This window comes from Streptomyces sp. AN091965 (assembly GCF_022698285.1).
Lineage (GTDB): Bacteria > Actinomycetota > Actinomycetes > Streptomycetales > Streptomycetaceae > Streptomyces.
Window position 1 is genome coordinate 2,199,448 of record NZ_JALDMY010000001.1, and the last position, 17,303, is coordinate 2,216,750.

A 17,303-nucleotide genomic window follows, 5' to 3' on the forward strand; every position below is an offset into this window, starting at 1 on the left:
GCCCCTGAGGGACACACCCGGCAGCCGCTCCTGGGTCTGGGCACTATGTGCAGCACGCGAGTGGCCCACCGACCGCTTCCCCTGGGGGATGGTGGTGGGCTGCCCGCGACACCTTCGACGGTGCGCGACGCTCCTGGAGATCCCCGCCCGGGGGCCGGATCTCCGGCTGGATGTCCCGCTCTGGTGGTGCCGGTACGGGACCGGACACGGGACTCAGCGCTTCGGGGAAGTCTACAGGCTGCTCAGGGCCGCTTGCGACCCAGGTGTTTCCTGGTCCACTCCACCGCGTCCGCGTAGCGCGCCTCGGTGCCGTGGCGGGTGGGGGTGTAGTACGTGCGGTCCTTGAGGGCGTCCGGGGCGTACTGCTGGGGGGCGATGCCCTCGGGCAGGTCGTGCGGGTAGACATAGCCCTGGGCGTGGCCCAGCTTGGCCGCGCCCTTGTAGTGGCCGTCGCGCAGATGGGGCGGGACCGGGCCCGCGTGGCCCTTGCGGACGTCTTCGAGGGCGGCGCCGATCGCCGTCGTCGCCGCGTTCGACTTCGGGGCGAGGGCGAGGGCGATGGTGGCGTGGCTCAGGGTCAGCGCGGCCTCGGGGAAGCCGATCATGGCGACGGCCTGAGCCGCGGCGACGGCGATGGGCAGGGCACCCGGGTCGGCCAGGCCGATGTCCTCGCTCGCGGAGATCATCAGGCGGCGGGCGATGAACCGGGGGTCCTCGCCCGCCTCGATCATCCGGGCCAGATAGTGCAGGGCCGCGTCCACGTCCGAGCCGCGGATGGACTTGATGAGGGCGCTCGCGACGTCGTAGTGCTGGTCGCCCGCGCGGTCGTACTTCACCGCCGCGCGGTCGACGGACTCCTCCAGGGTCTGGAGCGTGATCTCCTGCTCGCCCTTGGCGAGGGCCGCGCCCGCGCCCGCCTCCAGGGCGGTCAGGGCCCGCCGCGCGTCACCGCCGGCGATCCGCAGGAGGTGCGCCTCGGCCTCCTCGGGCAGGGTGACCGCTCCCCCGAGGCCGCGCTCCTCGGTGAGGGCGCGCCGCAACAGGCCGCGCAGGTCGTCGTCCGTGAGCGGCTCCAGGGTCAGGAGCAGGGAGCGGGACAGGAGCGGGGAGATCACCGAGAAGTACGGATTCTCGGTGGTCGCCGCGATCAGGGTCACCCAGCGGTTCTCGACGGCGGGGAGCAGGGAGTCCTGCTGCGCCTTGCTGAAGCGGTGGATCTCGTCGAGGAAGAGCACCGTCTCCTTGCCGTGGCCGCCCATGGCCCGGCGCGCGCCGTCGATGACCGCGCGGACCTCCTTGACGCCCGCGGTGATCGCGGACAGCTCCACGAAGCGCTTGTTCGTCGCCTTGGAGACCACGTACGCCAGGGTCGTCTTGCCGATGCCGGGCGGGCCCCACAGGAACACCGAGGACGGTCCCGCGGGCCCGCCGCTGCCCTCGCCGACGAGGCGGCGCAGCGGCGACCCGGGCCGCAGCAGATGCTGCTGGCCGACGACCTCGTCGATCGTGCGCGGGCGCATGCGGACGGCCAGAGGGCTGCTCGCCGGGTCCTTCTCCTGGCGGTCCTCTGCTGCGGCGGTGAACAGGTCGGGCTCCACGTCGAGAACCCTATGCCACCCCACTGACAATCGGTCCGGGACCGCCGGTGCGCGGGCTCAGGCCCAGAGGTCGGCGCCCCACCGCGTGAAGATCAGTACGGCGATCACGCCGACGTGCATGACCGGCAGGGCCCAGGTGAAGTCCTCGAAGAAGGTCTTCAGCCAGCGCGGCGCGGCCAGGAAGCCGTTGCGGATGTTGAAGGACGTCACGTACCAGAACATCAGGATCGTGGCGACCCACGCCAGGCAGCACCACAGGCACAGCGCGTTGATCCGGTACAGCGACTGGAACTGCAGCCACGTGCAGAACCCCACGCCGAACAGCGTGCCCGCGTTGAACGTGAGCCAGTACCAGCGCGGGAACCGCGCCCCGGCCAGCAGGCTCATCCCCACGCCGATCACCACGGCGTAGGCCGCGAGCCCCAGCATCGGGTTCGGGAACCCGAACGCCTCCGCCTGCTCGCTCTTCATGATGCTGCCGCAGGCCACCACCGGGTTGATGCTGCACCCGGGCTGGAAGTCGGGGTCCTTCAACAGCTCGAACTTGTCGAGCGTGATGATCCACGAAGCCCACAGGCCCGCCACGCCCGTGACCACCAGAAGCAGCGCGAACGCCCGGCTCCCGCCGACGGAACGGGACGCGTCCGCACGGTCCTCGCCCGGAGCGGCGCCGTCCCTCACTGACTGCTTCACTGACATCGGTTCGCTCATCACGCCGTTTCCATCGCTCGTGGGTGGCCCGGGGAAGGGTCATTGTGCCGCAAGCCGCTGTGAGTCCATCGTCGGGTGGACATAAGGGGACACCTACGGGGGAAGCGCGAACGACGCAGGGGTGGGGCGCCGGAACGCGCCCCACCCCTGCGTCGTTGCCGTCCTAGGCCAGCTTGCCCTTGAGGAGCTCCACGATCTCGTCCACGGCGACGGCCTCCTGCTCGCCGGACTCCATGTCCTTGAGCTGGACGACGCCCTCCGCCAGATCGCGCTCACCGGCAACGACGGTGAAGCGCGCGCCGCTGCGGTTGGCGTTCTTCATCGCGCCTTTCAGGCCCTTGCCGCCGTACGAGAAGTCCGCCGCGATCCCGGCCTTGCGCAGCTGGGTGACCTTCGCGAAGAGGACCCGGCGGGCCTCGTCGCCGAGGGGCACCGCGAACACGCTGGTGGCCGCGGGCAGCTCCAGGGAGACGCCCTCCGCCTCGAGGGCGAGCACCGTGCGGTCCACGCCGAGCGCCCAGCCGACGGACGGCAGCGCGGGGCCGCCGATCATCTCGGACAGGCCGTCGTAGCGGCCGCCGCCGCCGACGGCGGACTGCGAGCCGAGGCCGTCGTGGACGAACTCGAAGGTCGTGCGCGTGTAGTAGTCCAGGCCGCGGACCAGCTTCGGGTCGTCCTCGTAGCGGACGCCCTCGGCGGCGAGCAGCTCGCGCACCTGCTCGTGGTACGCCTTGCAGGCGTCGCACAGGTAGTCGCGCAGGAGCGGGGCGCCGACGAGCTGCTGCTGCACCTCGGGGCGCTTGTCGTCCAGGACGCGCAGCGGGTTGATGTCGACGCGGCGGCGCGTCTCCTCGTCCAGGTCGAGCGCGCGCAGGAAGTCCTGGAGGGCGGCGCGGTAGACGGGGCGGCACTCCTTGTCGCCGAGCGAGTTCAGCAGGATGCGGAACTCCTTCAGGCCGAGGGAGCGGTAGGCCTGGTCGGCCAGGATGATCAGCTCGGCGTCGAGCGCCGGGTCCTCGGCACCGATGGCCTCTGCGCCGACCTGCGAGAAGTGGCGGTAGCGGCCCTTCTGCGGGCGCTCGTAGCGGTAGTACGAGCCCGAGTACCAGAGCTTGACCGGGAGGTTGCCCGCCTTGTGCAGGTTGGCCTCCAGGGCGGCGCGCAGCACGGACGCGGTGCCTTCGGGGCGCAGAGCGAGCTTGTCGCCGCCCCGTGTGGTGAACGAATACATCTCCTTGGTGACGATGTCCGTGGACTCGCCGACGCCGCGCGCGAACAGCTCGACGTTCTCGAAGCCGGGGGTCTCCACATAGCCGTACCCGGAGTTGCGCAGGGGGGCCGCGATGGCCTCGCGCACCGCCAGATACGTCGCGGAGGCGGGCGGCAGCAGGTCGTACGTGCCCTTGGGGGCCTTGAAGGTGCTCACTTCAGCAGTCTCTCGTCACATTCCTCGTCGGGGTGCGGACGTCGGGTCCGCGCCCCGGCCTTGGCGGTCGGCGGCCACCTGCCGCAGATACGGATTGGTGGCGCGCTCCTGGCCGATGGTCGTCTGGGGGCCGTGGCCCGAAAGCACCACGGTCGAGTCGTCGAGCGGCAGGCACACCCGGGCCAGCGACTCGAGGATCTCGGGGTGGGAGCCGCCGGGCAGGTCGGTGCGGCCGATGGAGCCGGCGAACAGCAGGTCGCCCGAGAAGAAGACCGACGGGATGTCGGCCGTCTCGGGCATCCTGAAGGTCACCGACCCCCTCGTATGGCCCGGCGCGTGCGCGACGGTGAGGTCGAGCCCGGCGAGGCTGAGGTTCGCCCCGTCCGTCAGCTCCCGCAGGTCGTCGGGCTCCCCGACCGTCAGCTCGCCCATGAGCTGGGTCCCGATGGAGCGGCCGAGGGCCTTCTCCGGGTCGCTCATCATGTACCGGTCCTCGGGGTGGATCCAGGCGGGCACGTCGTGCGCGCCGCAGACCGGGACGACCGAGGCGACGTGGTCGAGGTGGCCGTGGGTGAGGACCACGGCGACGGGCTTGAGCCGATGCTTCTTGAGCGCTTCCTCGACGCCCGGGGCGGCCTCGTGCCCCGGGTCGATGATCACGCACTCCTCGCCTGCGGCGGGGGCGACCAGATAGCAGTTGGTGCCCCAGGCTCCGGCGGGAAACCCGGCAATGAGCACGATCGTCCTTCGTTTTGGTCCTACGGCTGAGTGGCAGCGGAGATTGCGGCGGGTCAGAGCCTACCGGCGCTGCCGATTCCACAGCCAACCCATATACGGTACGGGGCACGCGCGGCCCCTCGTGCCGCGCGCCGACGACAGCAGACGAGACGACGGATGAGACGTTCGAGGAGTGGGCCCGGTGGTCAGCCAGCAGCAGCGGCGTAAGCAGCTCGCACGGGAGAAGTACTTGCGGCAGCAGCAGCGGCGGGAGGTCGCCCAGCGCCGCCGGCGCCTGCGCAACGGAGTCATCGCGGGCGCGCTCGCCCTGGTCGTGGCCGGAGGCGCCGCCTCCTACGCGGCGGGCGCCTTCGACGGCGGCGGCTCCACCAAGGACGACGCCGCGCCGAGCCCGACGCCCAGCAAGCCCGCGGACCCCTGCCGCAAGGCGGCCCCGGGCAAGGTCAAGCCGCTCAGCTTCAAGAAGGAGCCGGCGCTGACCATCGACGAGTCGGCCTCGTACACGATGAAGCTGGGCACGACGTGCGGCGACATCGACCTCGCCCTGGACGCGGCGAAGGCCCCGCACACCGTCAACTCCTTCGACTTCCTGGTGAACAAGGGGTACTTGGACCACACCGCGTGCCACCGCCTCACCTCGGGCAACGTCAACGTGCTGCAGTGCGGCGACCCCAAGGGCACCGGCGAGGGCACCCCGGGCTACTCGATCCCGGACGAGAACCTCAAGGACAAGCGCCTGAAGGGCAATGTGTACCCGGCGGGCACGGTGGCCATGGCGAACCGCTACAACGCCGCGAAGAAGACCGGCCGCGACACCGGCGGCAGCCAGTTCTTCCTCGTCTACCAGGACAGTCAGCTGCCGCCCGACTACACGCCGTTCGGCACGGTCTCCGCGGCGGGCATGAAGGTCCTGAAGAAGATCGCCGCCGCGGGTGAGAGTTCCGGACGGGGCGACGGAGCGCCGAACGCGACGGTGGTCATCGACAAGGCGACTGTACGGAAGTCCTGAGGCGGCACCGGAGAAGTCCGGAAGGCGACCACGTGCGCGTCCCGGGCACAGGCGGTGAATTTCGCTCGTGCTGGATGCGGACAGCCGCCCCGCCGGTCGCCTATGTTGGCGGTGACGAAACTGTGGACGATGCCGGGGGCCCGTGGCCTTGTGCAGGCATCATGTGGAGGAGGCGCTGTGAGCAGCGACCCGTGGGGCCGCGTCGACGAGACGGGGACCGTGTACGTGCGTACGGCCGACGGCGGCGAGCGAGTGGTCGGTTCGTGGCAGGCAGGATCTCCCGACGAGGCCCTGGCCTATTTCGAGCGCAAGTACGACGGTCTGGTCGTCGAGATCGGACTTCTCGAGCGCCGGGTGCAGACGACCGATCTGTCGGCCAAGGACGCGACGGTCGCCATCGACCACCTGCGGCAGCAGGTCGACGAGGCGCACGCCGTGGGCGATCTGGACGCCCTGAGCAAGCGGCTCGACAAGCTCGTCGCGTCGGTCGACGCGCGCCGTGAGGAGCGCAAGGCCCAGAAGGCCAAGCAGTCGGACGAGGCGCGGCACGCCAAGGAGGCGCTGGTCGCGGAGGCCGAGGAGCTCGCGCAGAGCGAGCAGTGGCGGTCGGCGGGCGAGCGGCTGCGGGCGCTTGTGGACACCTGGAAGGGGCTGCCGCGCCTGGACCGCAAGTCCGACGACGAGCTGTGGCACCGCTTCTCGCACGCCCGCTCGGCGTTCTCCAAGCGCCGCAAGGCCCACTTCGCGCAGCTGGACGCGCAGCGCGAGGAGGCCCGCAAGGCCAAGGAGAAGCTGGTCGCGGAGGCCGAGGCCCTGTCGAACTCGACGGACTGGGGCCCGACGGCGGCGCGCTACCGCGAGCTGATGGCCGACTGGAAGGCGGCGGGCCGTGCCCAGCGCGAGCACGAGGACGACCTGTGGAACCGCTTCCGCGGCGCCCAGGACGTGTTCTTCGCGGCGCGCAGCTCGGTCTTCGCGGAGCGTGACGCCGAGCAGGGCGAGAACCTCAAGCTCAAGGAGGAGCTGGCGGACGAGGCCGAGAAGCTCGTCCCGGTGACGGATCTGAAGGCGGCCCGCGCGGCCTTCCGCTCCATCAACGAGCGCTGGGAGGCCATCGGCCACGTCCCGCGTGACGCCCGGCCCAAGGTCGAGGGCCGGATGCACGCCGTGGAGCGGGCCCTGCAGGAGTCCGAGGAAGCCGAGTGGCGCCGGACCAACCCCGAGGCGCGGGCGCGCGCCGCGGGCCTGACCGGTCAGCTCCAGGCCGCCGTGGACAAGCTGCGGGGCCAGATCGAGGCCGCGCGCACGGCGGGCAACAACGCCAAGGCGGACAAGCTCCAGAAGGAGCTCGACGGCCGTCAGGCGCTGCTGGACCAGGCCCTCAAGGGCCTGGAGGAGTTCGGCGGCTGAGCGGTTCTCCACCGGCTACGTAGAGGGGCTCCCGTACGCGACGTACGGGAGCCCCTCTACGTGGAGCCCGGTTTCCGGGGGTGTGCTTACGGTCGGCGCGCCGACGTCACGCGGTACACGTCGTACACGCCCTCCACTCCCCTGACCGCCTTCAGGACGTGCCCCAGGTGCTTGGGGTCGCCCATCTCGAAGGTGAAGCGGGAGGTGGCGACGCGGTCGCGGGAGGTCTGGACGGCCGCCGACAGGATGTTGACGTGCTGGTCCGAGAGGATGCGCGTGACGTCCGAGAGCAGGCGCGAGCGGTCCAGGGCCTCGACCTGGATGGCGACGAGGAAGACCGAGGACTGCGTGGGCGCCCACTCGACCTCGAGGATGCGCTCGGGCTCACGGGACAGCGAGTCCACGTTCACACAGTCGCTGCGGTGAACCGATACGCCACTGCCGCGCGTGACGAAGCCGATGATGGGGTCGCCCGGCACCGGCGTACAGCAGCGGGCCAGCTTGACCCACACGTCGTCGACGCCCTTGACGACGACGCCCGGGTCCGCGCTGGAGCGGCGCTTGGAGCGGCCCCTGCGGGCGGGCGGCGCGCTCTCGGCGATGTCCTCGTTGGCGGCCTCCTCGCCGCCGAGGGCCTGGACGAGCTTCTGCACCACGCTCTGCGCGGTGACGTGGCCCTCGCCGATCGCGGCGTAGAGGGACGAGATGTCGGGGTAGCGCATCTCGTGCGCGAGCGTGACGAGCGAGTCGCCGGTGAGGATGCGCTGGATCGGCAGGTTCTGCTTGCGCATGGCCCGCACGATGGCGTCCTTGCCCTGCTCGATGGCCTCCTCGCGGCGCTCCTTGGAGAACCAGGCCCGGATCTTGTTGCGCGCGCGGGGCGACTTCACGAAGCCGAGCCAGTCGCGGCTGGGGCCCGCGCCCGCGGCCTTGGAGGTGAAGACCTCCACCAGGTCGCCGTTGTCGAGGGTCGATTCGAGCGGCACGAGCCGGCCGTTGACCCGGGCGCCTATGGTGCGGTGACCGACCTCGGTGTGGACGGCGTACGAGAAGTCCACGGGAGTGGCGCCCGCGGGCAGCGCGATGACGTCGCCCTTGGGGGTGAAGACGAAGACCTCGTTGCGCGACAGGTCGAAGCGCAGGGACTCCAGGAACTCGCCCGGGTCCTCGGTCTCCTTCTGCCAGTCGAGGAGCTGGCGCAGCCACGCCATGTCGTTGAGGTGGTCGTCCTTCTTGCCGGACGACTTGGGGGCGTCGGTGCGCACCTTGGAGGCGCCGGCGACGGCCTCCTGCTTGTACTTCCAGTGCGCGGCGATGCCGTACTCGGCGCGGCGGTGCATGTCGAACGTGCGGATCTGGAGCTCGACGGGCTTGCCGTTGGGGCCGATGACCGTCGTGTGCAGCGACTGGTACATGTTGAACTTGGGCATCGCGATGTAGTCCTTGAACCGGCCGGGGACCGGGTTCCATCGCGCGTGCACCGTGCCGAGGGCGGCGTAGCAGTCGCGGACCGTGTCGACGAGGACGCGGATGCCCACCAGGTCGTAGATCTCCGCGAAGTCACGGCCGCGGACGATCATCTTCTGGTAGACGCTGTAGTAGTGCTTCGGGCGGCCGGTGACGGTGGCCTTGATGCGCGCGGAGCGCAGGTCGGCCTGGACCTCGTCGGTCACTATGGCCAGGTACTCGTCGCGCTTGGGGGCGCGCTCGGCGACGAGGCGCACGATCTCGTCGTACATCTTGGGGTAGAGGATCGCGAAGGCGAGGTCCTCCAGCTCCCACTTGATGGTGTTCATGCCCAGGCGGTGCGCCAGTGGAGCGTAGATCTCCAGCGTCTCGCGGGCCTTCTTCTCCTGCTTCTCGCGCTTGAGGTAGCGCATGGTGCGCATGTTGTGCAGGCGGTCGGCGAGCTTGATGACCAGGACGCGGGGGTCCTTGGCCATGGCGACGACCATCTTGCGCACGGTCTCGGCCTGCGCGGCCTCGCCGAACTTGACCTTGTCGAGCTTGGTGACGCCGTCGACGAGGAGGGCCACCTGGTCGCCGAAGTCGCGGCGCAGCTGCTCCAGGCCGTACTCGGTGTCCTCGACGGTGTCGTGGAGGAGGCCCGCCATGAGCGTGGCCGGGTCCATGCCCAGCTCCGCCAGGATCGTGGTGACGGCCAGCGGGTGGGTGATGTACGGATCGCCGCTCTTGCGCTTCTGGCCCCGGTGCCAGCGCTCGGCGACCTGGTAGGCCCGCTCGATCTGGCGCAGCGTGGCGGTCTCGATCTTGGGGTCGTTGCTGCGCACTATCCGCAGCAGGGGCTCCAGGACCGGGTTGTACGGATTGGAGCGCTGCACGCCCAGGCGGGCCAGGCGGGCGCGCACCCGGTTGGAGGAGCCGGAGCGCTCCGGCTTGCCGGTGGCGGGGCGGGCCGCCGCGGGGGGCGGGGCGGGGCGCTCGGGCTGGGGCGCGGGGCGGGGCTGCCGCTCGGCCGCCCGCTCCGGCTTGTCGGCCCCGGCGGCCTGCTCGCTCCGCTCGCCGCGGGCCGGGGTGGCGCCGGGCGTGGTCGTCCCGCCCGGCGCGGGGGCCGCCGGCGTCGTGCCCGGCGCCCGGCGCGCGGACGTGGCGGCGGGCGCCGTGGCCCGCTCGGACTCATCGACGGGCTTGGCGGCGGCAAGTGGCTGGGACTCGTCTGGCAAGAGCGCTCCCTGTGCGCGATCGGGTCCCCCGGTGAGGTCCCGAAGTGCCCATGGTATCGATCCTGGGCCCGCGGCTCGCCCTCGGCCGGTGAGACGGCTCCGTACTGGAGAAACGCCAGAGGCGGGCGCCGGATTCCGCCGGGCCCGCCTCGGTGTCCCGTGGGGCCGCCTCAGCGGCCCCACGGGGTCCTCAGACCGTGAGGAGCGCCTCCAGGGGCGCGCCGTCCAGAGCGGGAACCAGCCGCTCCCGGCCGCCCAGGAAGCCCAGCTCCATCAGGACCGCCACACCGGCCACCTCGGCGCCCGCCCGGCGGATGAGCCGCAGCGAGGCCTCGGCGGTGCCGCCGGTGGCCAGGACGTCGTCGATGACCATGACGCGGTCGCCCGCCACCAGGTCCTCGGCGTGCACCTCGATCTCGGCGCTGCCGTACTCCAGGTCGTAGGCCTGGCTGAGCGTGGCTCCGGGGAGCTTGCCCGCCTTGCGGACCGGGATGAAGCCGAGGCCTGCGCGCAGCGCCGCCGGGGCGCCCAGGATGAAGCCGCGGGCCTCCAGGCCGACGATCTTCGTGGCGCCGCTGCGCACGCTCAGGTCGGCGAGCGCGTCGGTGAGCGCCGCGAAGGCCGCCGGGTCGGCGAGCAGCGGCGTGATGTCCTTGAACATCACTCCGGGCGTCGGGTAGTCCGCCACGTCGCGGATGCGGCTGAGCAGCAGTTCCTTGATCTCGGTCATCGGCGTTTCCGTCTCCGTCATCGGCGCTTGCCCGAGGGGCGGCCCCGGCCGCGGTTGCGGACGGGCTGGGCGCGGGGGCCCGAGCGCGGACCGACGACCGCGGGGGTGTCCTCGGCGTCATCGGCGGCCTCGGTGGCTTCGGCGTCGGGCGCCGGGGCCTCCTCGGACTCGCCCTTGGCGGCCGCGGCACGGCGCTTGGCGAGCACCCGCTTCTTGAGCGCCTTCATCTGCGGGTCGGTCTCCTTGAAGTCCGCGACCAGCGGAGTGGCGATGAAGATCGACGAGTACGCGCCCGCGGCGAGGCCGACGAACAGCGAGAGCGAGATGTCGTTCAGCATGCCCGCGCCGAGGAAGCCGCCGCCGATGAACAGCAGACCGGCCACCGGGAGCAGCGCGACGACCGTGGTGTTGATCGACCGGACCAGCGTGCTGTTGATCGAACGGTTGGCGACCTCGCTGTAGGTGAAGCGGGTCTGCTTGGCGAGGTCCTTCGACTGTTCCTTGAGGCTGTCGAAGACCACGACCGTGTCGTACAGCGAGTAGCCGAGGATCGTCAGGAGGCCGATGACCGTGCCCGGCGTCACCTCGAAGCCGACGAGTGCGTACACACCCACGGTGATGGTGAGGTCGTGGATGAGCGCGATGAGCGCGGCCAGGGCCATGCGCCACTCGAAGGCGATCGCCAGGTAGATCACCACGAGGATCATGAAGATCGCCAGGCCCTGCCAGGCCTTGTTGGCGATCTGGTCACCCCAGCTGGGACCCACCAGGTCGGCGTTGATGTCGTCCGCCTTCACGTCCAGCTCCTTGGCGAGCTCGGACTTGATGTGGTCGGACTTGTCGGTGTCCACGCCGCTGATCTGGATGCGCAGCGTGTCGTTGCCGAGCCGCTGGGCGATCGCCTGGTGGCCGGACGCCTCCTCCGCGATCTCCTCGGCCTTGGCGGAGGACACGCTGGTCTTGGGCGTGTTGAAGACGGCGCCGCCCTCGAACTCGATGCCCATGTGCAGGCCCCGCACCATCAGGGCCACGAAGGCCGTGATGGTGATGAGGATGGAGATGCCGTACCAGATCTTGCGCTTGCCGACGAAGTCGTAGCCGACCTCGCCGCGGTAGAGCCGGGCGCCGAGATTGCCGAGCTTCGACATCTCACGCCTCCTTCGGGTCGACGGGGGCGGCGGGGGCGCTCGCACGGCGTGCGCGGCGCAGCGGCGGGGTGACGCCGAGCCGCTTCGGGTCGAGACCGGACCACTTGTGGCCACCCGCGAAGAACTTCTTGCGGGCCATGATCGTCATCAGCGGCTTGGTGAAGAAGAACACCACCACGACGTCGAGCAGCGTGGTCAGACCCAGCGTGAACGCGAAGCCCTGGACCTTGCCGACGGTGACGACGAAGAGCACCGCGGCGGCGAGGAACGACACGAAGTCCGAGACCAGGATGGTGCGCCGGGCCCGCGGCCAGGCGCGCTCGACGGCGGGCCGCAGCGTACGGCCCTCGCGGATCTCGTCCCTTATGCGCTCGAAGTAGACGATGAAGGAGTCGGCGGTGATGCCGATGGCGACGATCGCGCCACAGACGGCCGGGAGGTTCAGCGCGAACTTAATCGTCGGGCCGAGCAACGTCATGATCGTGTACGTCAGCGCCGCGGAGACGCCGAGGCTCGCGATGGCGATGAGCGCCAGGCCGCGGTAGTACGCCACCAGGTAGATGATGACGAGCGCGAGGCCGATGGCGCCGGCGATCAGACCGGCGTGCAGCTGCTCGCCGCCGAGGGCCGCGCTGACGGTGGTGACGCTCTGCTCCTTGAAGGTCAGCGGGAGCGCGCCGTAGGACAGGATGTTGGCCAGGTCCTTGGCCTCGTCCTGGTCGAAGCTGCCGGAGATCTCGGCCTGGCCGCCGGTGAGCGCCTGCTGGACGAAGGGCCAGGAGACGACCTCGCCGTCCATGACGATGCCGAACTCGTTCTGCGGGGACTGCTTGCCCGCGAGCTTGCCGGTGATCTCGCCGAACTGCTTGGTGCCGGTCTTGGAGAAGTCCATGGTGACCTTCCAGCCGGCGGCACCCTGGGTGTCGAAGACGGCCTTGGCGTCGTCGACCTCCTTGCCGCTGACCTCGGACGGGCCAAGGATGAACTTGTTCCAGTTGCCGTCGCTGTCCTTGCCGCAGGCCACGACCGGGTCGGACGGCTTGACGCCTTCCTTGATCTTCGTGCGGACCTTGGGGTCGGTGCAGTCGAGCTTGGCGAACTGCTCCTGGAGCTTGACGGAGGGGTCGCCGGTGGGGTCGGGCTTCGGCGTCTCGTCCTTCTTGTCCTGCGGCTTGTCGCTGGACTTGCCGGACGGGGTGGGCTCGTCCTTCAGGCCGTCGGTGACGGAACGGCCCTGGGTCGTGGGCGTCGAGGAGGGAGAGGCCGACTCGTCCTTGGACTTGTCGCCCTTGCCGTCCTTGTCGCCGTCCTTGTTCGTGCCCTTGTCGCTGGCACCCGGGGTCGGGGACGAACTCGGCTTGTCCTTCTTGTCCTTGTCGCCCTTGTCGCCCTTGTCCTTGCCGCCGTCCACCGGAGCACTGGGCTGACGGGCGATGACCGGCCGGAAGAACAGCTGCGCGGTCGTGCCGACCTGCTCGCGCGCCTGCTTGGCGTTCGTGCCCTTGGGGATGTTGACGATGATGTTCTCGGAGCCCTGGGTCTGGACCTCGGCCTCGGAGACACCCAGACCATTGACACGCTTGTTGATGATGTCAACAGCCGTGTTCATGTTGGTCTCGTTGATCGCGTTCTTCTGGCCCGGCTCGTTCTTCGCCTGGAGCGTGATGCTCGTACCACCGGCGAGGTCGATACCGAGGCGGGGCGTGGTGTGCCCGGAGAGGAACATCCCCCCGGTGAGCGCCACCAGGGCGATCAGGATGAAGACCAGGGTGCGACCCGGTTTCCCCTGGGTACCCTGCCTTCTGCCCTTCTTGGGTGCTGCCACCTTCTCGTTCTCCCTGTCCAACCGCCGGCCTGCGGGGTGCTCCCCTGGCCTTCGCTGAGCGGAGGGGGTCCCGGGCGGGCGGCCATGAAGTTGTGTCGAGACGCGGCGCGAAATCACCTGCGGCGGGGGCCGCGGTGCGCGAGCGGGCGCACGTCGGGCCCCCGGCTGTGACTACTTCGCGCCGGACTCGCCGTCGGTCTTCTTCGGCTCTGCGTCTGCGGCCTCGGGGGCCTCGTCGGCCGCGTCCTTCTTGCCGAGGTCGATGCGCGAGTCGTCGGACGCGAGCTTGTCAGTCTCGTCGGTCTCGTCGGTCTCGGTGAGGGAGGAGGCGTCGTCCGGCACCACCGGGGTCTCGTCCTCGGGCTCCGCGCCGTGCACGATGCGGTTGTACTCGTCGTCGTCCAGGACGGCGCCGATGGCGTTCTTCGCGTAAACCGCGTGGACGCCGGGGGCCACCTCAAGGAGGACCGAGTCGTCGTGAACCTCCTTGACGGTGGCGTACATGCCTCCGATGGTGCGGATGCCGGTGCCAGGCGTCATGTCGCTGCGCATCTGGGCGGCCGCCTGCTGCTTCTTCTTGGCGGACCGGGTCATCAGGAACATGGCCCCGATGAGCACGATGAACGGGAGGAGGGTCACGATATTCACGGGACGGAGTTTCCTTCGCACGACCGCGTGGTGAGGCGGCCTGATGGATGGGGGTGGGCGGCGCTGCCTATAGAGGCGGCATCGGCGGAGTCTAAGCGAGTCCGCGCCTAACGAACAACGCTCAGCATGGCACCGCAGTTCCTGACCGTGCGACTCTCCGCGCCGTCACCGTCCGTGTCACGTCCCGAACAGGTCCTGTTGGCCACTTCCCGTCCCCCGGCCCGGCGGGGTCAGGCCCAGGTGCGCCCAGGCGGCGGGCGTGGCGACGCGGCCGCGGGGGGTGCGGGCGAGCAGGCCCTCGCGCACCAGGAACGGCTCGGCCACCTCCTCGACCGTCTCGCGCTCCTCCCCCACCGCCACGGCCAGCGTGGACAGGCCGACCGGGCCGCCGCCGAAGAGCTTCAGGAGGGCTTCGAGCACTGCGCGGTCGAGGCGGTCGAGGCCGCGCGAGTCGACCTCGTACACCCCGAGGGCGGCGCCCGCGATCTCGCGGTTGATCACTCCGTCCGCCTTGACCTGCGCATAGTCCCGTACGCGGCGCAGCAGGCGGTTGGCGATGCGCGGGGTGCCCCGGGAGCGGCCCGCGATCTCGGCGGCACCCGCGGTGTCGATCTCCACGTCGAGGAGGTTCGCCGAGCGGTGGATCACCCGCTCCAGCTCGGCCGGTTCATAGAACTCCATGTGCGCGGTGAAGCCGAAGCGGTCGCGCAGCGGCGGCGGCAGGAGCCCCGCGCGCGTGGTGGCGCCGACCAGGGTGAACGGCGGCAGCTCCAGGGGGATGGCGGTGGCGCCGGGGCCCTTGCCGACGATGACGTCGACGCGGAAGTCCTCCATCGCCATGTACAGCATCTCCTCGGCGGGCCGGGACATGCGGTGGATCTCGTCGAGGAAGAGGACCTCGCCCTCCTGGAGCGAGGACAGGATCGCCGCGAGGTCGCCCGCGTGCTGGATGGCCGGGCCGCTGGTGATGCGGATCGGGGCGCCCATCTCGGCGGCGATGATCATCGACAGGGTGGTCTTGCCGAGGCCGGGGGCGCCGGAGAGCAGCACGTGGTCGGCGGTCGCCCCCCGGGCGCGGGCGGCGCGCAGGACCAGGTCGAGCTGTTCCCTGACCTTCTCCTGACCGATGAACTCACCCAGGTCCTTGGGGCGCAGGGCGGCCTCGACCGCCTGGTCCTCGCCGTCGGCGACGGCTTCCACCAGCCGTTCGGCGGCGGTCGCGGCCTCGGCGGTCGGGTCGTCCCAGTTCATGCGGTGTGCCTCGCGTAGCTCGTCGAAGGTCGTGCGGCCGTGGTCCGCGCCGGGGCGCGGAGTGCGGGGCCGGGGGCGGCGGGTGCGGTCAGCGGGTGCGGTTCAGCGTCTGCAGGGCGGCCTTGAGGAGCTGGCCCACCTGCGGATTCCCCCCGGCGGCCTCGGCCTGGGGGGCGACGGCGGTGACGGCCTCGTCGGCCTCCCGGGTCGCGTACCCGAGGCCGATGAGCGCGGCGTGCAACTGCTCGCGCCAGCCCTGGGTGACGGGGGTGCCGATGGCGGGGCCGCCGGTGCCGAGGGGCTCGCCGAGGCGGTCCTTCAGTTCCAGGAGCAGCTTCTGGGCGCCCTTCTTGCCGATGCCGGGCACGGCGGTGAGCGCCTTCTCGTCCCCGGTGGAGACCGCGCGGCGCAGGTCGTCGGGGCTGTGCACGGCGAGCATGGCCTGGGCCAGGCGCGGGCCGACGCCGCTGGCGGTCTGGAGCAGCTCGAAGGTCTGCCGCTCGTCGTCGTCGGCGAAGCCGTACAGCGTGAGGGAGTCCTCGCGGACGACCAGGGAGGTGGCGAGCTTGGCGGGCTTGCCGACGCGGAGCGTGGACAGCGTGTTGGGGGTGCACTGGACGGCCATGCCGATGCCGCCCACTTCGACCACGGCGGTGTCCGGGGCGAGGGCGGCGACCGGGCCGCTGACGAAGGCGATCATGCCGTACGGCCTTTCCTAGCGTGCAGGGCTTGGGCCTGCTGGAGTCTGTTCTGCGCGGGGGCGCGCCAGATGTGGCAGATGGCGAGCGCGAGGGCGTCGGCGGCGTCGGCGGGCTTGGGCGGCGCGTCGAGCCGGAGCAGCCGCGTCACCATGGCCCCGACCTGGGCCTTGTCGGCCCGGCCCGAGCCGGTCACGGCGGCCTTGACCTCGCTGGGGGTGTGCAGGGCGACCGGGATGCCGCGCCGGGACGCGCACAGCATGGCGACGGCGCTCGCCTGGGCCGTGCCCATGACCGTGCGCACGTTGTGCTGGCTGAACACGCGCTCCACGGCGAGGACTTCGGGGCTGTGCGCGTCCAGCCAGTGCTCGATGCCCTCCTCGATGGCGACGAGGCGGCTGCCGAGCTCCGCGTCGGCGGGGGTGCGGACGACGCCGACGCCGCGCATCGTCAGCGGGCGGCCCGCGGCGCCCTCGACGACGCCGACACCGCACCGGGTCAGCCCCGGGTCGACCCCCAGTACCCGCACCGCATCCCCCTCAGTCGATCGCCTGTTTGTGCAGGCTATCGGGTGTCGCTGACAAAGCGACGGGCCGACGGGGTGTGTCCCGTCGGCCCGTGTGCCTCGTCCGGTCAGGCGTCGACCTTCTCCATGACCTCGTCCGAGACGTCGAAGTTGGCGAAGACGTTCTGCACGTCGTCGCTGTCCTCCAGCGCGTCGATCAGCTTGAAGATCTTGCGCGCGCCGTCCTCGTCCAGCTCGATCTGCATGGTCGGGACGAAGTTGGCGTCCGCCGAGTCGTAGTCGATCCCGGCCTCCTGGAGGGCGGTGCGGACCGCGACCAGGTCGGTGGCCTCGCTGAGCACCTCGAAGGACTCGCCCAGGTCGTTGACCTCTTCGGCGCCCGCGTCCAGGACGGCGCCCAGGACGTCGTCCTCGGAGAGCTCGCCCTTGGGGACGATCACGACGCCCTTGCGGTTGAACAGGTACGACACGGAGCCCGGGTCGGCCATGGAGCCGCCGTTGCGGGTCATGGCGACGCGGACCTCGGAGGCGGCGCGGTTGCGGTTGTCCGTCAGACACTCGATGAGCACCGCGACGCCGTTCGGGCCGTAGCCCTCGTACATGATCGTCTCGTAGTCGGCGCCGCCGGCCTCGAGGCCCGCGCCGCGCTTGAGCGCGGAGTCGATGTTCTTGTTGGGCACCGACTGCTTCTTGGCCTTCTGCACGGCGTCGAAGAGGGTCGGGTTGCCGTCCAGGTCGGCGCCGCCGGTGCGGGCCGCGACCTCGATGTTCTTGATCAGCTTCGCGAAGAGCTTGCCGCGCTTGGCGTCGATCACGGCCTTCTTGTGCTTCGTCGTAGCCCATTTAGAGTGGCCGGACATCTGCCTGTCTCCTTCGCGTAACCAACCTCGATAACGAACGT

15 protein-coding genes are annotated in these 17,303 nt (G+C 70.7%); 2 read left to right on the plus strand and 13 right to left on the minus strand.

What is annotated here, in order from left to right:
• Window positions 1-242: 242 nt before the first annotated feature.
• From MQV74_RS08805 to MQV74_RS08820, 4 genes are all read right to left on the minus strand, one after another.
• Entirely contained in the window at window positions 243-1,598 is a 1,356-nt protein-coding gene (locus MQV74_RS08805; RefSeq protein ID WP_242715550.1) for a replication-associated recombination protein A, read from the minus strand.
• A gap of 57 nt (window positions 1,599-1,655) precedes the next feature.
• Complete coding sequence (locus MQV74_RS08810; RefSeq protein ID WP_242728551.1) at window positions 1,656-2,297, minus strand: vitamin K epoxide reductase family protein; 642 nt, start codon at window positions 2,295-2,297, stop codon at window positions 1,656-1,658.
• A gap of 175 nt (window positions 2,298-2,472) precedes the next feature.
• The gene (hisS, locus tag MQV74_RS08815) at window positions 2,473-3,735 is read right to left on the minus strand and encodes a histidine--tRNA ligase (RefSeq protein WP_242715552.1); all 1,263 of its coding nucleotides are present in this window, start codon (window positions 3,733-3,735) and stop codon (window positions 2,473-2,475) included.
• Between the two features lie 15 nt (window positions 3,736-3,750).
• Window positions 3,751-4,473 carry an MBL fold metallo-hydrolase gene (locus MQV74_RS08820; RefSeq protein ID WP_242715554.1) on the minus strand — a complete coding sequence of 241 codons (723 nt, stop codon included), beginning with the start codon at window positions 4,471-4,473 and terminating at the stop codon, window positions 3,751-3,753.
• Between the two features lie 181 nt (window positions 4,474-4,654).
• Between MQV74_RS08820 and MQV74_RS08825 the strand changes: the two genes are divergently transcribed.
• Window positions 4,655-5,482: a peptidylprolyl isomerase gene (locus MQV74_RS08825; RefSeq protein WP_242715556.1), complete on the plus strand. Its 828-nt coding sequence runs from the start codon at window positions 4,655-4,657 to the stop codon at window positions 5,480-5,482.
• A gap of 177 nt (window positions 5,483-5,659) precedes the next feature.
• Window positions 5,660-6,892: a DUF349 domain-containing protein gene (locus MQV74_RS08830; RefSeq protein WP_172387620.1), complete on the plus strand. Its 1,233-nt coding sequence runs from the start codon at window positions 5,660-5,662 to the stop codon at window positions 6,890-6,892.
• 86 nt (window positions 6,893-6,978) lie between these two features.
• Here the strand turns inward: MQV74_RS08830 and MQV74_RS08835 are convergent, their stop codons facing one another.
• The 9 genes from MQV74_RS08835 to MQV74_RS08875 form a co-directional block, all read right to left on the minus strand.
• Window positions 6,979-9,576, minus strand: a complete 2,598-nt coding sequence (locus MQV74_RS08835; protein WP_242715558.1) for a RelA/SpoT family protein — start codon at window positions 9,574-9,576, stop codon at window positions 6,979-6,981.
• Between the two features lie 190 nt (window positions 9,577-9,766).
• A complete protein-coding gene (locus tag MQV74_RS08840; RefSeq protein ID WP_171075670.1) occupies window positions 9,767-10,306 on the minus strand; it encodes an adenine phosphoribosyltransferase in 540 nt (179 codons plus the stop codon).
• 17 nt (window positions 10,307-10,323) lie between these two features.
• Window positions 10,324-11,454, minus strand: a complete 1,131-nt coding sequence (gene secF, locus MQV74_RS08845; RefSeq protein ID WP_242715559.1) for a protein translocase subunit SecF — start codon at window positions 11,452-11,454, stop codon at window positions 10,324-10,326.
• A gap of 1 nt (window position 11,455) precedes the next feature.
• The gene (gene secD, locus MQV74_RS08850) at window positions 11,456-13,279 is read right to left on the minus strand and encodes a protein translocase subunit SecD (protein ID WP_242715561.1); all 1,824 of its coding nucleotides are present in this window, start codon (window positions 13,277-13,279) and stop codon (window positions 11,456-11,458) included.
• Between the two features lie 171 nt (window positions 13,280-13,450).
• Window positions 13,451-13,927, minus strand: coding sequence for a preprotein translocase subunit YajC (gene yajC, locus MQV74_RS08855; protein ID WP_242715563.1), 477 nt, complete (start codon window positions 13,925-13,927; stop codon window positions 13,451-13,453).
• Window positions 13,928-14,104: 177 nt separating this feature from the next.
• Complete coding sequence (ruvB, locus tag MQV74_RS08860) at window positions 14,105-15,178, minus strand: Holliday junction branch migration DNA helicase RuvB (protein ID WP_242715565.1); 1,074 nt, start codon at window positions 15,176-15,178, stop codon at window positions 14,105-14,107.
• Between the two features lie 88 nt (window positions 15,179-15,266).
• A complete protein-coding gene (gene ruvA, locus MQV74_RS08865) occupies window positions 15,267-15,878 on the minus strand; it encodes a Holliday junction branch migration protein RuvA (RefSeq protein ID WP_242715567.1) in 612 nt (203 codons plus the stop codon).
• The gene (ruvC, locus tag MQV74_RS08870; protein ID WP_242715569.1) at window positions 15,875-16,405 is read right to left on the minus strand and encodes a crossover junction endodeoxyribonuclease RuvC; all 531 of its coding nucleotides are present in this window, start codon (window positions 16,403-16,405) and stop codon (window positions 15,875-15,877) included. The genes ruvA and ruvC overlap by 4 nt, the downstream gene beginning before the upstream one ends.
• Window positions 16,406-16,509: 104 nt before the next feature.
• Window positions 16,510-17,262 (minus strand): YebC/PmpR family DNA-binding transcriptional regulator, encoded by a 753-nt coding sequence (locus tag MQV74_RS08875; protein WP_030681062.1) that lies wholly within the window; start codon window positions 17,260-17,262, stop codon window positions 16,510-16,512.
• Window positions 17,263-17,303: the final 41 nt, after the last annotated feature.

Excerpts from the sequence above, each read along its gene's own strand:
- MQV74_RS08875 (WP_030681062.1), bottom strand. The coding sequence starts at position 17,262 with ATGTCCGGCCACTCTAAATGGGCTACGACGAAGCACAAGAAGGCCGTG.
- secF (WP_242715559.1), bottom strand. The coding sequence starts at position 11,454 with ATGTCGAAGCTCGGCAATCTCGGCGCCCGGCTCTACCGCGGCGAGGTC.
- MQV74_RS08840 (WP_171075670.1), bottom strand. The coding sequence starts at position 10,306 with ATGACCGAGATCAAGGAACTGCTGCTCAGCCGCATCCGCGACGTGGCG.
- ruvB (WP_242715565.1), bottom strand. The coding sequence starts at position 15,178 with ATGAACTGGGACGACCCGACCGCCGAGGCCGCGACCGCCGCCGAACGG.
- ruvA (WP_242715567.1), bottom strand. The coding sequence starts at position 15,878 with ATGATCGCCTTCGTCAGCGGCCCGGTCGCCGCCCTCGCCCCGGACACC.
- MQV74_RS08810 (WP_242728551.1), bottom strand. The coding sequence starts at position 2,297 with ATGTCAGTGAAGCAGTCAGTGAGGGACGGCGCCGCTCCGGGCGAGGAC.